Genomic DNA, 13129 nt, shown 5'->3' with positions numbered 1-13129 from the left:
CACGCAGACAGGCCCTGGTTCAGGTCGATGACAACCCGCGCGATCTCGGAGAGACGCGCCTTCGAGGAAGGGCTGCGCGATCCGGAATGAGTAAACCGCTCTAGATCGCCCGCATCGTCGCGGATCCGTCGAGCCAGGCGCGATAGCTGGATTCGATGCCTTCCAGCAGACCGATGGAGGGGCGCCAGCCCAGCGAGTTTAGCCGGCTGCTGTCCATCAGCTTGCGCGGCGTACCATCCGGCCTGTCGAGATCGGTGAGGATCGTGCCGGAGTAGCCGGTGATGTCGGCGACCAGGGTCGCAAGGTCATGGATCGAGATTTCCTGGCCCGAGCCGACATTGATGGGCTCCGGCGCTTCATAGCGCCTGAGCAACAGGACGCAGGCATCCGCGAGATCGTCGACATGCAGGAACTCGCGCATTGGCAACCCCGTGCCCCAGATCGTCACGCTCGGTGATCCGTCCAGCTTGGCCAGATGGAACCGGCGGATCAGCGCGGCGAGGACATGCGCACTGTCGGGATCGTAATTGTCGTTCGGACCGTACAGATTGGGCGGTACGGCCGTGATGAACCGGCACCCATACTCGCGGTGATAGCTCTCGGCGAGTTTCAGCCCGGCGATCTTGGCGACGGCATAGGGTTCGTTGGTCGGCTCGAGCGGCCCGGAAAGCAGCGCCGTCTCGCGCATGGGCTGGATCGCTTCGCGCGGGTACATGCAACTGGAGCCGAGATACAGCAGCTTCGCGACGCCTGCCCGTCGCGCGCCCTCGATGATGTGGGTGGCGATGGCAAGGTTGTCATAGATGAACGGCGCCGGATGGGTCGCATTGGCGACGATACCGCCAACCCGCGCCGCCGCGATGACGATCGCATCGGGCGCGTTGGCGTCAATCCAGGCTTCGGTCGCGGATTGGCGTCGGAGATCGAGTTCGCCGCTCGTGACCGTCAGGATCTCGCAGGGTTCGCGCCGCAGCCGGCGAAGCAGCGCCGACCCGACCATGCCGCGATGGCCCGCTACCCAGATTCGCTTGCCGGCGAGGTCGAAGGAATCCGGTTCATGCGTAGCGGTCATTGCGGCCAACCTCGCGCAACACGGCCTGGAGGTCCGATTGGACCATGTCGGCGATCAACTCCTCGAACGATGCCGTATGGGTCCAGCCCAGTTGCTGCCGTGCCTTGGCGGGGTCGCCGAGCAGCAGGTCGACCTCGGTCGGACGAAAATAGCGCGGATCGATTTCGATCAGCGTCGCGCCGTTGCTGGCGTCGCGACCCTTCTCCGCCACGCCTTCGCCGCTCCAGTCGATCGCGCGGCCGATCTCGCCGAATGCCCGCTCGGCGAATTCGCGTACCGTGTGGGTTTCGCCGGTCGCCAGCACGAAGTCGTCGGCCTCGGGTTGCTGGACGATGCGCCACATGCCGTCGACATAGTCGCGCGCGTGGCCCCAGTCGCGCCGCGCATCCAGATTTCCGAGATGGATCGTCTTTTGCAGACCATGCGCGATCGCGGCGACCCCGCGCGTGATCTTGCGGGTAACGAAGGTCTCGCCGCGCAGCGGACTCTCGTGATTGAACAGGATGCCGTTCGACGCGTGAATGCCATAGGCCTCGCGGTAGTTCACCGTGATCCAGTAGGCATAGAGCTTGGCAGCGGCATAGGGGCTGCGCGGCGCGAAGGGAGTGGTTTCACGCTGCGGCGCCGTCCGGCTGCCGCCAAACAGCTCCGATGTCGATGCCTGGTAGAACCGGCAGCGCCCGGCGATGCCGGCAATCCGCATGGCCTCGAGAAGGCGAAGCGTGCCGAGCGCGTCGGCGTTGGCGGTGTATTCCGGAGTCTCGAACGAAACCTGGACGTGGCTCTGCGCGCCGAGATTGTAGATTTCGTCCGGCTCGATCTCGTGGATGATCCGGCAGAGGTTCGTCGCGTCGGTCAATTCGCCGAAATGCAGATGAAGCCGGACAGGCTCCGGACCATGTGGGTCCTGATAAAGGTGATCGATCCGCTGGGTGTTGAAGGACGAGGAGCGGCGCTTGATGCCATGCACCTCATAGCCCTTGCCGAGAAGGAGCTCGGCCAGATAGGCCCCGTCCTGTCCGGTCACGCCGACGATCAGAGCTTTCTTCGCGCCCATGTCCTGCTCCGTTCGTTTCCTGCAGGAACTATACGAAACACGGTAGCCGCCGCCGCCTGACCATCGGGACAGGACGAAGTCCCGATCCCTGACCAATCGACGCGAGTCAGACGAGACGGGCAGGGCGGACTACGTCATCCGGACAGGCACCTCGCCCGGACGAGCCGGCGTCGACGCCTTCTCCTGCCTTGTCGCAAGGCCGGTCGTGGGAAACGCTGGCGGACCCTGGCGCTGGAGACATGGATGCGATGCGCGTCGTGCTGGTCAATCGCTACTTCCACCCCGATGAATCGGCAACCAGCCGTATGGTCTCCAGCCTGGCGTTCGGCCTGGCCAAGGCCGGCGTTCCCGTCCAGATCGTCACCAGCCGATACCGGCACCAGGATCCGGCAGCCGCTCTGCCGGCCGCCGAGACCATCGGCGGCGTCACGATCCATCGCATCGGCACGTCGGGTTTTGGCCGTGCGCGGCTGGCGGGTCGCGCGGCGGATTATGCGAGCTTTCACGCCAGAGCCGCGCTCTGGTGCCTCATGCATGTCCGACAGAACGACATCGTCATTGCCTGTACCGACCCGCCGCTGCTGTCCGTTTCCGTCGCCGCGCCAACCGCGCTGCGGCGTGGGCGGCTGGTGAACTGGCTGCACGATGTCTTTCCGGAGGTCGCGATCGAACTTGGCTTGCTCGCGCGAACGGGGCGTCTCGCCCGCTTGAGCCTGGCCATGCGGGACTGGTCGCTCAGACGCGCCATTCGCAACGTCGTGCCGACTGCGGCGATGGCTGGCGTCCTGCGCGACCGCGGGATCGCCGGGGACGCCGTGGCGCTCATTCCCTACTGGTCGGAGGAAGACGAGATCCGGCCCATAGCGCCGGTCGACAATGGTCTGCGCCGCGAATGGGGTTTCGGCAATGCGGCCGATTTTGTGATCGGCTATTCCGGCAATTTCGGCCGCGCGCATGAGTTCGCCACCGTGCTCGAGGCGGCCGAACATCTGCGGGACGATCCGCATATCCGCTTCCTGCTTGTCGGCGGAGGCCATGGTCGCAGACAGGTCGAGGAGCACGTCCAGCGTCGCGGTCTCGCCAATGTCCGCCTGCAGTCGCTGCAACCGCGTGAAAGGCTGGCGGAGAGCCTGTCGGTCGCCGACGTGCATCTAATCTCCCTGCGGCCATCGCTCGAACCCTATGTCGTGCCGAGCAAGCTCTACGGCATCATGGCCGTGGCGCGGCCCGTGCTCTTTGTCGGGGCTGGCGACGGAGAGGTCGCGACCGTGCTGCGGTCGCATGGGATCGGCCATACCGTCGCGATCGGCGAGAGCAGGGCGTTGGCAGCCAAAATTCTGGAGATGCAGCGCGATCGCACGGCGTGCGAGGCGATGGGGCGACGTGCACGGCAAGTCTTCGAAAGGGACCACCTGCGGTCGCGGGCCGTGTCGGCGTGGCTTTCGCTGCTGAAGGCGATCGCGGTCGCTGACGCGACGACGCACGGTGCGTCCGGGGTTCCCTACTCGGCGGGTTCGGACGATATCAGCAGCGCCTGAGCGGTCCCTCTCCGCCGCTGCGAGCAGTTCCAGACCAGTGCGCAGTGGCTCAGCGCGGGAACCGCCAGGCCGGCCACCATCAAGACGGGGGGCACCTGTAGCGCCCATCCCGCCACCCCGACCGTTGCGAGGACCATGGCGGCACCAACCAGAACCACGGTCGTCCGCGCCGGCGACAGGCCGGCATCGAGCAGCAGATGATGCAGGTGCTCGCGATCGGCCGCCATCGGGCTGCGACCGGCAAGCGGCCGACGGATCATGAGGCTGGCCGTGTCGATCACCGGAATGGCGACCAGCCAGAGCAGGGAAGGGAACCGTTCTAGACTGCCTTCCACGGTAGCGGTATGCGACGAGAGCTCGACGATGATCGCGGCGATGGCACATCCCAGCATCATGCTGCCGGCATCTCCCATGAAGGCGATGGCACGCCGCAGGCCGGGCCGGCGGAGGTTGAAGACCAGGAATCCCAGTACCACGGCCATAAGGAGCAGGCTGTCATCGACGAGGCTCGCCTGACCGGCCAGCCTGCCCGACGCGGCCAGGCCGATCAGCGTAACGGCCGCCAGGCCCCCTGCGAGGCCGTCGAGCCCGTCGATCATGTTGAAGGCGTTGATCAGGCCGACGATGAACAGCAGCGTGACGACGAGCGCGATCACGTCACGTCCCGGCATGGCGACGGGAAGGTGGAGCAAACCGCCGCTGGCATAGGTATCCCGGCCGAGGCCGAGGAGAAGGCAGGCCGCGACCACCTGGAGGGCGAGTTTCGTCAGAGGCCCCATTCCCCAGCGGTCGTCAACGACGCCGATTGCCACCAGCATGCCCAGCGTCACGGCCAGCGGCAAGGTGCTGTGCTCGAGGCTGCCGCCGGCCGTCAACGCGGCCCGGCCCGGCGGCTGCAGGCCATGGCGGATGGCCAATGCGACGAGCAGAGCGACAAACATCGCGAGGCCGCCGCAGACCGGGACATTTCCGTGATGGACTTTTCGCGCGGTGGGAGCGTCGACTAGGCCAAGGCGCGGCGCCATTGCGCGCAGCATGGCGACGAATGCGATACAGAACAGGAATGCGGACGCAAGCGGGATGCCGCCGATCGACATGAGCCGGCTCCTCCATCGGGATGCTGCGCGGAACGAGGCAGGCCGCGAGTTGATGTCGAGGGACGATCTCTCCACGGCAGAAGCACGATAGGCGCGGCGTTTCCGATGGCCGATTCAGCCCTCTTGCCCAGAATTACAACCAAGGGGTGTAGGAACTAGGATCTTCTACGTCCTTCGCACAGGGCCTGTTGCAAGGAGGGGCTGGCGAAGATCGGGAAGGGATTGCAGATTGGCGTCGAGCGGACGAGGCGCGTTCAAGGATGCCTTGCCGCCTGGGCAATATTGCCGCCATGGGAGAGAAGCATGCCGTTCGTCAACATCCGCCTCGTCAAGGAAGTCATCGCCAGCGACCCCGAGGGAAAGAAGGCGGCGATCGCAGCCAAGGTGACCGAAGCGATCACGGAAGCAACCGGCCTGGCCGATAGCGATGTCTGGATCGTGTTCGAGGAGGTGCTTGCACGGGACTGGTTTATCGGCCCAACCGATGTCGCGACCCTGCGGAAACTCTGATTCAATACGGGCATGGCGACGAGTTCGACGCAGGACTGGCCGCCATTCGCTCGTGCAGCCGCGCTCACGCAAAAGGCTTACGGCTCGATCTTCGAGCCGTCGGCGTTGCGCTTCCCTTCCGCCTTCTCGCGCGCGATGCGCTCCCGCCGCTCGGCGCGCCGGGCAGCGATTTCTTCCGGCGTGCTGATTTTCAGGGGTGGCAGTCCGGCGGCGGCTTCGGCGATGGCCGGATCGATGCCTTCGGCGAGGAGAGCAGCCCGGAGTTCGTCAGCGCGTGGCAAGGCAGGATCCTCATGCTGCGCGCCGGACCATCGACGCGATGGCTCGACGGCGCTCCTCCGGCGGCGTGCGATCCGTCGGAACCCTCCGGATCGGACGTTTAGGCGTGCCCCCCAACAGGGTCAAGGGCACCTCGAGCGATAGCCTTGGACGAGGCCGGATTGCACCGGGCCCGTACGGGCCAGCCTGGCAATGCCGCTATCGGCTTGGCAGGCTCGCGCGGGCCGCGGCCCCGCGCGAGGGCAATGCGCGCCCGGGGCCGGATGACAAAAATCATCCGATTCCCCTCCCGACCGGGCGCTGACTTGTTTCCCTAGCGGGACCGACTTGGTATGAGTGCGACGTTCAGTCCGAGCTCTGGCGCACTAAAAAACCGTATGCCTGCCAATTCCTTACCCGAATTTACCATTGGTTGTGTTAGTGTCGTCATACCTGCTCACAATGCAGCGAAGACGATCACCCAAACGATTGCCTCGCTCCTCAGTGAACGATCCGCCATTCTCGAATGCATCGTTGTCGATGATGGGTCGATTGACGAGACCGCGGCGGTCGTTCGGGCTTGCGCCGTCGAGTTTGGCTTCCCCGTCCGGCTGCTGTCCGTTCGCTGCCTCGATCCAGGCGCCGCGCGCAACCATGGTCTTTCCCACGCCTCGGGGAAATGGGTCTATTTCCTGGATGCGGACGACCTCCATGAAGCGGGCGGTCTCCGCGATCTGGTGACGACCGGCGAGGGGCCTCTGGCACCTGAACTCGTGCTTGGTTCCTATTTCATCCAGCGGGAAGGCCGGGCCCGAGACCGCTTCGGCCACCGGCACGAGTGGCTGTCGCCGGAACGGTATCTGGCGGATCGCGCCGTCGTCATCGTCATGGGCAGCAGTCTCATCCGGCGAGACGCGCTGGACACCCGGCGCTTTCCCGATTCTCTGGCCTATGACGAGGATACGCTGTTCTGGACAACCCTTCTGGCGAGTTGCCGGACGGCCATCATTGACGTTGCGGTAATGACCTATAACGTGAGCTTGCAGCGATCGGATGATCGGCTCGTTCATGAATCGCGAAGCCGCTTCGAGCGATGGCGCGAAAGTCTGCTCGCCCTCGAGAGTCTTGGGATCTCTCGCGCGGCGTTGCGGCGCCGAGAGGCCTTTATGGCGATCCGGGTGGCGCGGATTCATATGCGGCGCGGCGAACTGGTGGAGGCGGCGCATTTTCTGTCGGTTGCAAGGACGACTCCGAAGACGCTGGCCGATGCCTATCGCTGGCTGCGGTTCCGGCTGAAGCTCGCGCTGCTGCGGCGATCCGGCGGCAGCGTCCCAACATGATGCGGTGTCTGTTTCTCACCGCCCATCCGGCCTTCCCGGCCGTGACGGGCGCGGACCTGCGCAACTGGCAGAATGCCTCCGCCGCGGCGCAGGTCAGCGAGGCCCGGCTCGTCTCCGTGATCGCTGGCCCCGAGGGGGTTACCAGCGTTGCGAGGCTGACCACGAGCCATCTCGGAAGCGACGCAGAGGCGTTGTACCGCCTGCCGCCAGGAAGTGCGTCCATCGATCTCGTCATCGATCCCAGCAGAATCGAGGCTCTGGAGCGCGTCGTCCGGGAGTTCCGGCCCGACCTTGTCGTGATCGAGCATCTGGGCCTGCACCCGTTCCTGCCGATGCTGCGGCAGTGCGGGGCGCGGCTGGTTCTCGACATGCACAATGTCGAATCCGATCTCGCCGGCCAAATAAGCCAGAAGCGCGATTGGTTCGGCGCAAGGCGGCGCCGCGAACAGCGGACGGTCGCCGCGCTCGAAGCGCAGGTCCTGGCCGAGGTCGATGCGGTCTGGGTCTGCTCCGAAGAAGATGCGGCCCGGCTGGCGAAGCGGGGACTTGGCCCCGTCTCCGTCGTTCCGAACGGGTTGCCGCGGGCCGGCGTCGCGCCGCGTTCCTTGCCTCTGCAGCCGGATGCCGACGGACCGGAACTGCTCTTCATCGGCCATCTCGGCTACACCCCGAACGTCGTGGCCTGTAGGTCGCTGGCCCGCCGGATCTTGCCGAGGCTGAGGCGCAGCTTGGGCCAGGCGCGCGTCACGCTGGCCGGACGGGACCCCGCCCGCAAGGTCCGGCGCCTGGCGCGCGCTGATGTGCGGGTCGTCGCCAATCCCGATGATCTGGCCCCCCTGCTGCGGGGCGCTCATATGGCAATCGTGCCGTTGCGGAGCGGCGGCGGTACACGATTCAAGATCATCGAGGCGATGGCGTGGGGCATTCCCGTTGTCGCGACACCCTTGGCGGCCGAGGGCCTCGGCCTGCGCGACGGCCATGACATTCTGCTTGCCGAAAGCGACGACGGACTGGCCAGTCTCATCACCGCCCTCTGGCAGGATCCGGCCCGCCGTGCGGCCCTTCGGACCCAGGCTCACGCCACGGCATGGGAACGCTTTGGACCAGAACGGATCGATCAAGCGGTCCTCGACGCGATGAAAGCCGTGCCCGCGCGATGATACCCACGATCATCCACCAGACGTGGCGCGATCGAAACATCCCGCCATCCCTGCAAGGCTACGTCGCCAGCTGGCCGCGATTGCATCCCGGTTGGGAGATAAGGCTCTGGACGGATGACGATCTGGCCTTGCTGGTGCGGCAGGAATATCCGCATCTGGCGGAGCAGTATTTCGGATACCCGCGCGCCATCCAGCGCGCCGATCTCGGCCGCTATCTCGTCCTGCACCATCAAGGCGGCGTCTATGCGGATCTCGATGCGGAGGCGCTGCGATCCTTCGACGTCCTGCTGCAGCAGGACCGGCCGCTCTTTGCCGAGGAGCCGCGCAGCCATCTGGCGGAGAAGCCGGCGATCGTGCGCGGCCTGACGGCACGGATCGTCTCGAACGCAGTCATGGTCTCGCCTGCCCGTCATCCCTTCTGGGATGTGGCGATCGATCTCGCGGTGCTGTGCCGGCATGCGCTCGATCCGCTCGACGCGACTGGCCCGTTCCTGCTGACCGGCGCCGTCGACGCGACCAGCGTCCGCATCCGGCCGGATGTCATACCGGGCTACATGTTTTCGCCGAAGGATAAATATGGCCGCCCCTGCGCCGATCGGAACGATGCGGTGCCGGCGCTGGCGCAGCATCACTGGTGTCACAGCTGGATCCCCGAGGAACAGCCGCTCTCGCGCAGCGTCCGGATCAAGACCGCCCTGCGCAAGGTGCGATTGCGATGGCGCGAGCGCGGGACGGAGAGCCCGGCCCTGCGGGAGGATGCCGTCGATCGCGTTGCGTTGGCCCGGCATGCGCCGGCCAATGGCTCTGTCCTGATCGCCATTCCCGTGCGGGATGCGGCCAGCACGCTCGATGCGCTGTTCGCGCGGATCCTTGCGCTCGATTTCCCGCCCGAGAGATTGGCCATCGCCTTTCTGGTCGGCAATTCGAGCGACGACAGCCTTGCTCTGATCCAGGCTTTCCTGGAGCGCCATCGCAGCCGCTTTTCCCGCACGACGCTGCTGGAGCACGATTTCCCCATGAGCGGGCAGGGGCCGCGTTGGAGCCTCTCTCTTCAGCGGAAGCGTCGCAGCCGTATCGCCAGGGCCCGCAACCTGCTGCTTCGCGAGGGGCTGCTGGCCGAAGATTGGGTGCTGTGGATCGACGCCGATATCATCGACTTCCCAAAGGATGTCCTGAAGCGGATGCTGGCCGAGCGGGCCCGCGTCGTGCATCCGGATTCCGTGCGCGAGAAGGATGGCCGGAGCTTTGATCAGAATGCGTGGATCTCGGTCCGCGAGCCGGAAGATCACCAGTGGATCAAGCACGTGCATGACGGACTCTACCAACCGCCCGCGCATCATCTTCGGCTCTACATGCATGACCTGCGCTATCTGCCGCGGGTCCGCTTGGATTCAGTCGGCGGCACGATGCTTCTGGTCGATGCCAACATCCATCGTGCGGGCATCGTCTTTCCCGATACGCCATATCGCCGCCTGATCGAGACGGAAGCGTTCGCGGCGCTCGCCCGCCACCACGGCGTCGAGCTGGTCGGCCTCCCGCAGCTGCAGACCCGTCACGCCGATCACTGAGGCATTGAAGGACGCGGTGACCCGACGGTCCCGCGTCGAACGAGCGCGTCATAGGCGTTTGGATGAATGTCTTCATCCCAGCTTTCGACAAGCGGGCGATGACTTCGAAGAGTGCGGCAGTCCATTTTGTCTCAATTGAACTTCTCTTCGCCATTTTCGTTGTTGAAGGAAGTTTCAAATTCTTCAAGCGCGGGACATCACCGGATTTGACTATCGAAATCGTCAGTTGCGACGCGGAACCGATTCACATTCCGGGTTCAATTCAGCCTCAGGGCTTCATGCTGATCGCGGATGTTGCGTCGAAATTGATCGTGGGTTACGCCGCGCGAGGGGAGGACCGCGTCGACAGCAGCGTTGTCGGCCTTTCCCTGGATGCCGTGATCGATGTCGGGACAGACGTCTCATCGGGCCCTTTTCCCGCCACCGGCGCCAAGGTCATTGGCGATGTTTCCTTCGCGGGGACCCTGATGGATGCTGTCGCCTTTCGCAGCGGCGAGCATCTCGTGGTCGAGGTGACCGACAAGGGCACCCGCCAGAGCCTGGACGCATCGTTCCTCGCCGAACTGCAATCGGTGGGGGGCGCGCTAGAGCGGTCCTCGTCGCTCAACGAGTTGTGTCAGCAGGCGGCGCGGGCGTTTCAGGGGCTCACGGGCTACAGCCGCGTGATGGTCTATCGCTTCATCGATGATGATGCGGGGGTCGTGGTCGGCGAGAGCCTCTCCGGTCCTTCCTCGAGCTTCATGAACCACCATTTTCCTGCTTCGGACATTCCGCGACAGGCGAGGGCCCTTTACGTTCGCAACCCCGTCCGTGTCATCGCGGATGTGAACTACACCCCCGTCCCGATCGTCGGCATAGATCCGGGCCTCGCCACGATCGACCTCAGCGACTCCACGCTGCGCAGCGTCTCGCCGATCCATATCCAGTATCTCAAGAATATGGGGGTCGCGGCTTCCGCCTCTATGTCGATCGTGATGGATGGCGTGCTGTGGGGGCTCGTCGCCTGCCATCATCATGAGCCCCGCTCTCTGACGCTTACGACCCGGCTGGCCTGCCAGGCTCTGGCAGCCGGCCTGTCGCGCCAGATCAAGGCACGCGAGGAGAATGAACTCTATCGCGAGCGCATCCGACTGCGTTCCCAGGAGGACGTCATTCTCGCCGAGCTCGGAAGCGAGGATGGACTGTCTGACTTCCTCGATCGATCCGGAGCCCAACTGGCGAGGCTGCTGCAGGCCGACGGTTTCGCCGCGCTGTGCGGCTCAAGCCTGTTCGTTCACGGTGAGTGCCCCGATCCGCTCGATGTGCACGACGTCGCCAAGGTGGCGCTCAGCCGCGGCGTTCCCGGTCCGTGGGTCACCAATGAACTGAGCCGGGAGTTGCCCTCCGCCGGCAACCATCGTGAACTGGCGAGCGGACTCCTGGCCTCGGTCATGTCTTCGGAGGAGCCCATCGTGCTGATGTGGTTCCGCGCCGAGCAGCTTCAGACCGTGAAATGGGCAGGCAATCCGCACGCGAACGTGGCTCTGACGCCAGGCGCGACTCTGATGCCCCGCGCGTCTTTCGAGGCTTGGGCGGAAAGCGTGCGCGGGCGCTCTCGAGAGTGGAGCCTGGCCGAAGTCGAATCCTGCGCCCGTATCGTTCGCCAGTTGCTCGAGACCCGCAACAACCAGCGGGTGCGGCGCCTGAACCGTGAACTGACGGCTACCTTGCGCGAGAATGAGAGCCTGCTGTCGCAGAAGGACTTCCTGTTGCAGGAGGTCAACCATCGGGTTCAGAACAGCTTGTCCCTCGTGTCGAGCTTCCTTCGAATGCAGCGGCGCGGCGCCAGCGCCGACGTCAAGACGCAGCTCGAGGAAGCGGAGCGCCGGCTGACCGCGGTAAGCCTCGTCTATCGGCGGCTTTACCAGGCGGACAGCATCTCGATCATCGACCTTTCGCGCTATCTGGGCGAGCTATGTACCGAGATCCTGACGGCGATGGACAAGACGTGGGCCAGTCACATTACACTCGACCTCGCGCCGGTGCTGGTGACCACCGATCGCGCGATCAGCATCGGCCTGATCGTCAATGAACTCATCACCAACGTGACCAAGTATGCCTATCGCGGCGCACCGGGGCCGCTGACGGTCACGATCGAGCAACACCGCGACATGCTGCGGGTCGTCGTCTCGGATCACGGCGAAGGGAAGGGCCCTGTCACCAAGGGAACGGGATTTGGATCCCGCATGCTGGGTGCGCTGATCGATCAGCTACAGGGTCGCATCACCTATGTCGACAATGCACCGGGTTTGCGTGCCGTCGTGTCGATGCCGGTTATTGCGCCCGGTACAGCCAAGCCGTGACGTGACCGCGTGCGGTTGGTTGTGGGCGAAGCGCGAGCGCCATCGCCTTCTTCGATCGGGACGCCAAAAGACGAAGCCCTGCCAAGGGCAGGGCTTCGCAGGCAGATCCGGGCAATCGCCGGTTATTGGATCGACGTGCAGAAAGACTTGACGGCAGCCGAGTAGCGCAGCGGCTCCGCCGTGACGTTCTGGTTGCAGGTGTTCTTGGCGGCCTGCAACTGCTCCGGCGTCAGATTGGCAGCGCCCATGGTGATGTCATAGCCGAAGACATCCTCGTCCTTGATCTGGACCTGGGAATCGGTGCCGCTCGTCTGGGCGCCCGGATTGGAACTGGCGGCCGGTGCGGTCGGCGTGGTCGGTGCACTTGGAGCATCTTGCGCGAAAGCCGGCGACGCAGCGAGAATAGCCACCGCGCTGGCGGCAAGAATATGCTTGAAGCTGTTCATTTCTTCCTCCGGTTCAATATAGACACAGATTATCGCTTAGATAAACCTGTCGGCTTGAACTGCCGATCAGGCTGATTGCTCTGCTAGACATATCGAATAAACAACTTCACTCTGGGCGATTGGTTCCGCATCTTCCGCCTGCATTTCCTGGCCGTTTTTTCTGGCGATCCTGCCGGCGCGATCGGGTTTGGGGCATGACTGTCATGGGCGCCGGTTCGATCGAGGGCCCGCCTCGCTTCCTGGCGCGACGGTGGGAGGGATAGGCAGTTATGAGCGGGCGGGACCGAGTGCGGGCGTTTTGCGTCCTCCAATTTGCGAGGGCGATCGCTTGTGCGCCGGAAGGCGAGGTGCACTCCTCGTGGATGGAGGAAAGCCGGACCGCCCCCGATGCCGCAGGAAGGCGCCGCGTGACAGGCACGGTGCGTTTACCGGCGTAGTTTCTCCCCCACTTCCGTAAGGCAACCCGACCGACTCTGGGCGGCCGGCGGCGACTTCGTAGAGCGCCGGCGTGTGGGTCCTCGTCTCACTGACGACGGCCAGGTCGCGGGTTCCGCGACCTGGTTGCTATAGGCGGCCACCGGAAAAACTGGCGTTCAGATGGGGCGCGCTCAGGGACTTGAATGGCGGGCCGAAGCCGACCAAGACAATCCCTATGTCTACGCTATGGCGCTCTAGGCTCCGTACTCAATCAGCGGTTTGCGGATTCACTCGAATGTGATTCCCTTGGCCTCTGCGGAGGTG

General features: G+C 64.7%; 11 protein-coding genes. 6 read left to right on the top strand and 5 right to left on the bottom strand.

Features of this window, described 5'->3' with window-relative positions:
- Window positions 1-100 precede the first annotated feature (100 nt).
- Together OSH10_RS13810 and gmd are read right to left on the bottom strand one after the other, a co-directional pair.
- On the bottom strand, window positions 101-1072 hold the full coding sequence (locus OSH10_RS13810; protein ID WP_266332396.1) for a GDP-L-fucose synthase family protein: 972 nt from the start codon (window positions 1070-1072) through the stop codon (window positions 101-103).
- A complete protein-coding gene (gene gmd / locus OSH10_RS13805) occupies window positions 1056-2129 on the bottom strand; it encodes a GDP-mannose 4,6-dehydratase (protein WP_266332395.1) in 1074 nt (357 codons plus the stop codon). The genes OSH10_RS13810 and gmd overlap by 17 nt, the downstream gene beginning before the upstream one ends.
- 239 nt (window positions 2130-2368) lie before the next feature.
- Here gmd and OSH10_RS13800 point away from each other — a divergent pair, with 239 nt between their 5' ends.
- Window positions 2369-3667: a glycosyltransferase family 4 protein gene (locus OSH10_RS13800; RefSeq protein WP_266332394.1), complete on the top strand. Its 1299-nt coding sequence runs from the start codon at window positions 2369-2371 to the stop codon at window positions 3665-3667.
- Here the strand turns inward: OSH10_RS13800 and OSH10_RS13795 are convergent.
- Complete coding sequence (locus tag OSH10_RS13795; RefSeq protein WP_266332393.1) at window positions 3631-4764, bottom strand: MraY family glycosyltransferase; 1134 nt, start codon at window positions 4762-4764, stop codon at window positions 3631-3633. The two genes, OSH10_RS13800 and OSH10_RS13795, sit on opposite strands and share 37 nt — an antisense overlap.
- 303 nt (window positions 4765-5067) lie before the next feature.
- On the opposite strand from OSH10_RS13795, the gene OSH10_RS13790 reads away from it, so the two are divergent.
- The gene (locus tag OSH10_RS13790) at window positions 5068-5274 is read left to right on the top strand and encodes a tautomerase family protein (RefSeq protein WP_266332391.1); all 207 of its coding nucleotides are present in this window, start codon (window positions 5068-5070) and stop codon (window positions 5272-5274) included.
- A gap of 77 nt (window positions 5275-5351) precedes the next feature.
- Here the strand turns inward: OSH10_RS13790 and OSH10_RS13785 are convergent, their stop codons facing one another.
- Complete coding sequence (locus tag OSH10_RS13785; protein WP_266332390.1) at window positions 5352-5555, bottom strand: hypothetical protein; 204 nt, start codon at window positions 5553-5555, stop codon at window positions 5352-5354.
- Window positions 5556-5930: 375 nt separating this feature from the next.
- On the opposite strand from OSH10_RS13785, the gene OSH10_RS13780 reads away from it, so the two are divergent.
- The 4 genes from OSH10_RS13780 to OSH10_RS13765 all read left to right on the top strand — a co-directional run bounded on the left by OSH10_RS13780 (window position 5931) and on the right by OSH10_RS13765 (window position 11942).
- Window positions 5931-6872, top strand: a complete 942-nt coding sequence (locus tag OSH10_RS13780; RefSeq protein WP_266332389.1) for a glycosyltransferase family 2 protein — start codon at window positions 5931-5933, stop codon at window positions 6870-6872.
- Complete coding sequence (locus OSH10_RS13775; RefSeq protein ID WP_266332388.1) at window positions 6869-8032, top strand: glycosyltransferase family 4 protein; 1164 nt, start codon at window positions 6869-6871, stop codon at window positions 8030-8032. Before OSH10_RS13780 ends, OSH10_RS13775 begins: the two co-directional genes overlap by 4 nt.
- A complete protein-coding gene (locus OSH10_RS13770; protein WP_266332387.1) occupies window positions 8029-9600 on the top strand; it encodes a glycosyltransferase in 1572 nt (523 codons plus the stop codon). The genes OSH10_RS13775 and OSH10_RS13770 overlap by 4 nt, the downstream gene beginning before the upstream one ends.
- A 62-nt stretch (window positions 9601-9662) precedes the next feature.
- Entirely contained in the window at window positions 9663-11942 is a 2280-nt protein-coding gene (locus OSH10_RS13765) for a histidine kinase dimerization/phosphoacceptor domain -containing protein (protein ID WP_266332386.1), read from the top strand.
- Window positions 11943-12064: 122 nt separating this feature from the next.
- Here the strand turns inward: OSH10_RS13765 and OSH10_RS13760 are convergent, their stop codons facing one another.
- Window positions 12065-12388: a hypothetical protein gene (locus tag OSH10_RS13760; protein ID WP_266332385.1), complete on the bottom strand. Its 324-nt coding sequence runs from the start codon at window positions 12386-12388 to the stop codon at window positions 12065-12067.
- Window positions 12389-13129: the final 741 nt, after the last annotated feature.

Source organism: Kaistia defluvii, assembly GCF_026343955.1.
In the GTDB taxonomy this organism is placed as follows: domain Bacteria; phylum Pseudomonadota; class Alphaproteobacteria; order Rhizobiales; family Kaistiaceae; genus Kaistia; species Kaistia defluvii.
The sequence above is the reverse complement of the archived record's forward strand: the minus strand, read 5'-3'. Positions and strand labels throughout refer to the sequence as shown.

Excerpts from the sequence above, each read along its gene's own strand:
- OSH10_RS13810 (WP_266332396.1), bottom strand. The coding sequence starts at position 1,072 with ATGACCGCTACGCATGAACCGGATTCCTTCGACCTCGCCGGCAAGCGA.
- gmd (WP_266332395.1), bottom strand. The coding sequence starts at position 2,129 with ATGGGCGCGAAGAAAGCTCTGATCGTCGGCGTGACCGGACAGGACGGG.
- OSH10_RS13800 (WP_266332394.1), top strand. The coding sequence starts at position 2,369 with ATGGATGCGATGCGCGTCGTGCTGGTCAATCGCTACTTCCACCCCGAT.
- OSH10_RS13795 (WP_266332393.1), bottom strand. The coding sequence starts at position 4,764 with ATGTCGATCGGCGGCATCCCGCTTGCGTCCGCATTCCTGTTCTGTATC.
- OSH10_RS13790 (WP_266332391.1), top strand. The coding sequence starts at position 5,068 with ATGCCGTTCGTCAACATCCGCCTCGTCAAGGAAGTCATCGCCAGCGAC.
- OSH10_RS13780 (WP_266332389.1), top strand. The coding sequence starts at position 5,931 with ATGCCTGCCAATTCCTTACCCGAATTTACCATTGGTTGTGTTAGTGTC.
- OSH10_RS13775 (WP_266332388.1), top strand. The coding sequence starts at position 6,869 with ATGATGCGGTGTCTGTTTCTCACCGCCCATCCGGCCTTCCCGGCCGTG.
- OSH10_RS13770 (WP_266332387.1), top strand. The coding sequence starts at position 8,029 with ATGATACCCACGATCATCCACCAGACGTGGCGCGATCGAAACATCCCG.
- OSH10_RS13765 (WP_266332386.1), top strand. The coding sequence starts at position 9,663 with ATGAATGTCTTCATCCCAGCTTTCGACAAGCGGGCGATGACTTCGAAG.
- OSH10_RS13760 (WP_266332385.1), bottom strand. The coding sequence starts at position 12,388 with ATGAACAGCTTCAAGCATATTCTTGCCGCCAGCGCGGTGGCTATTCTC.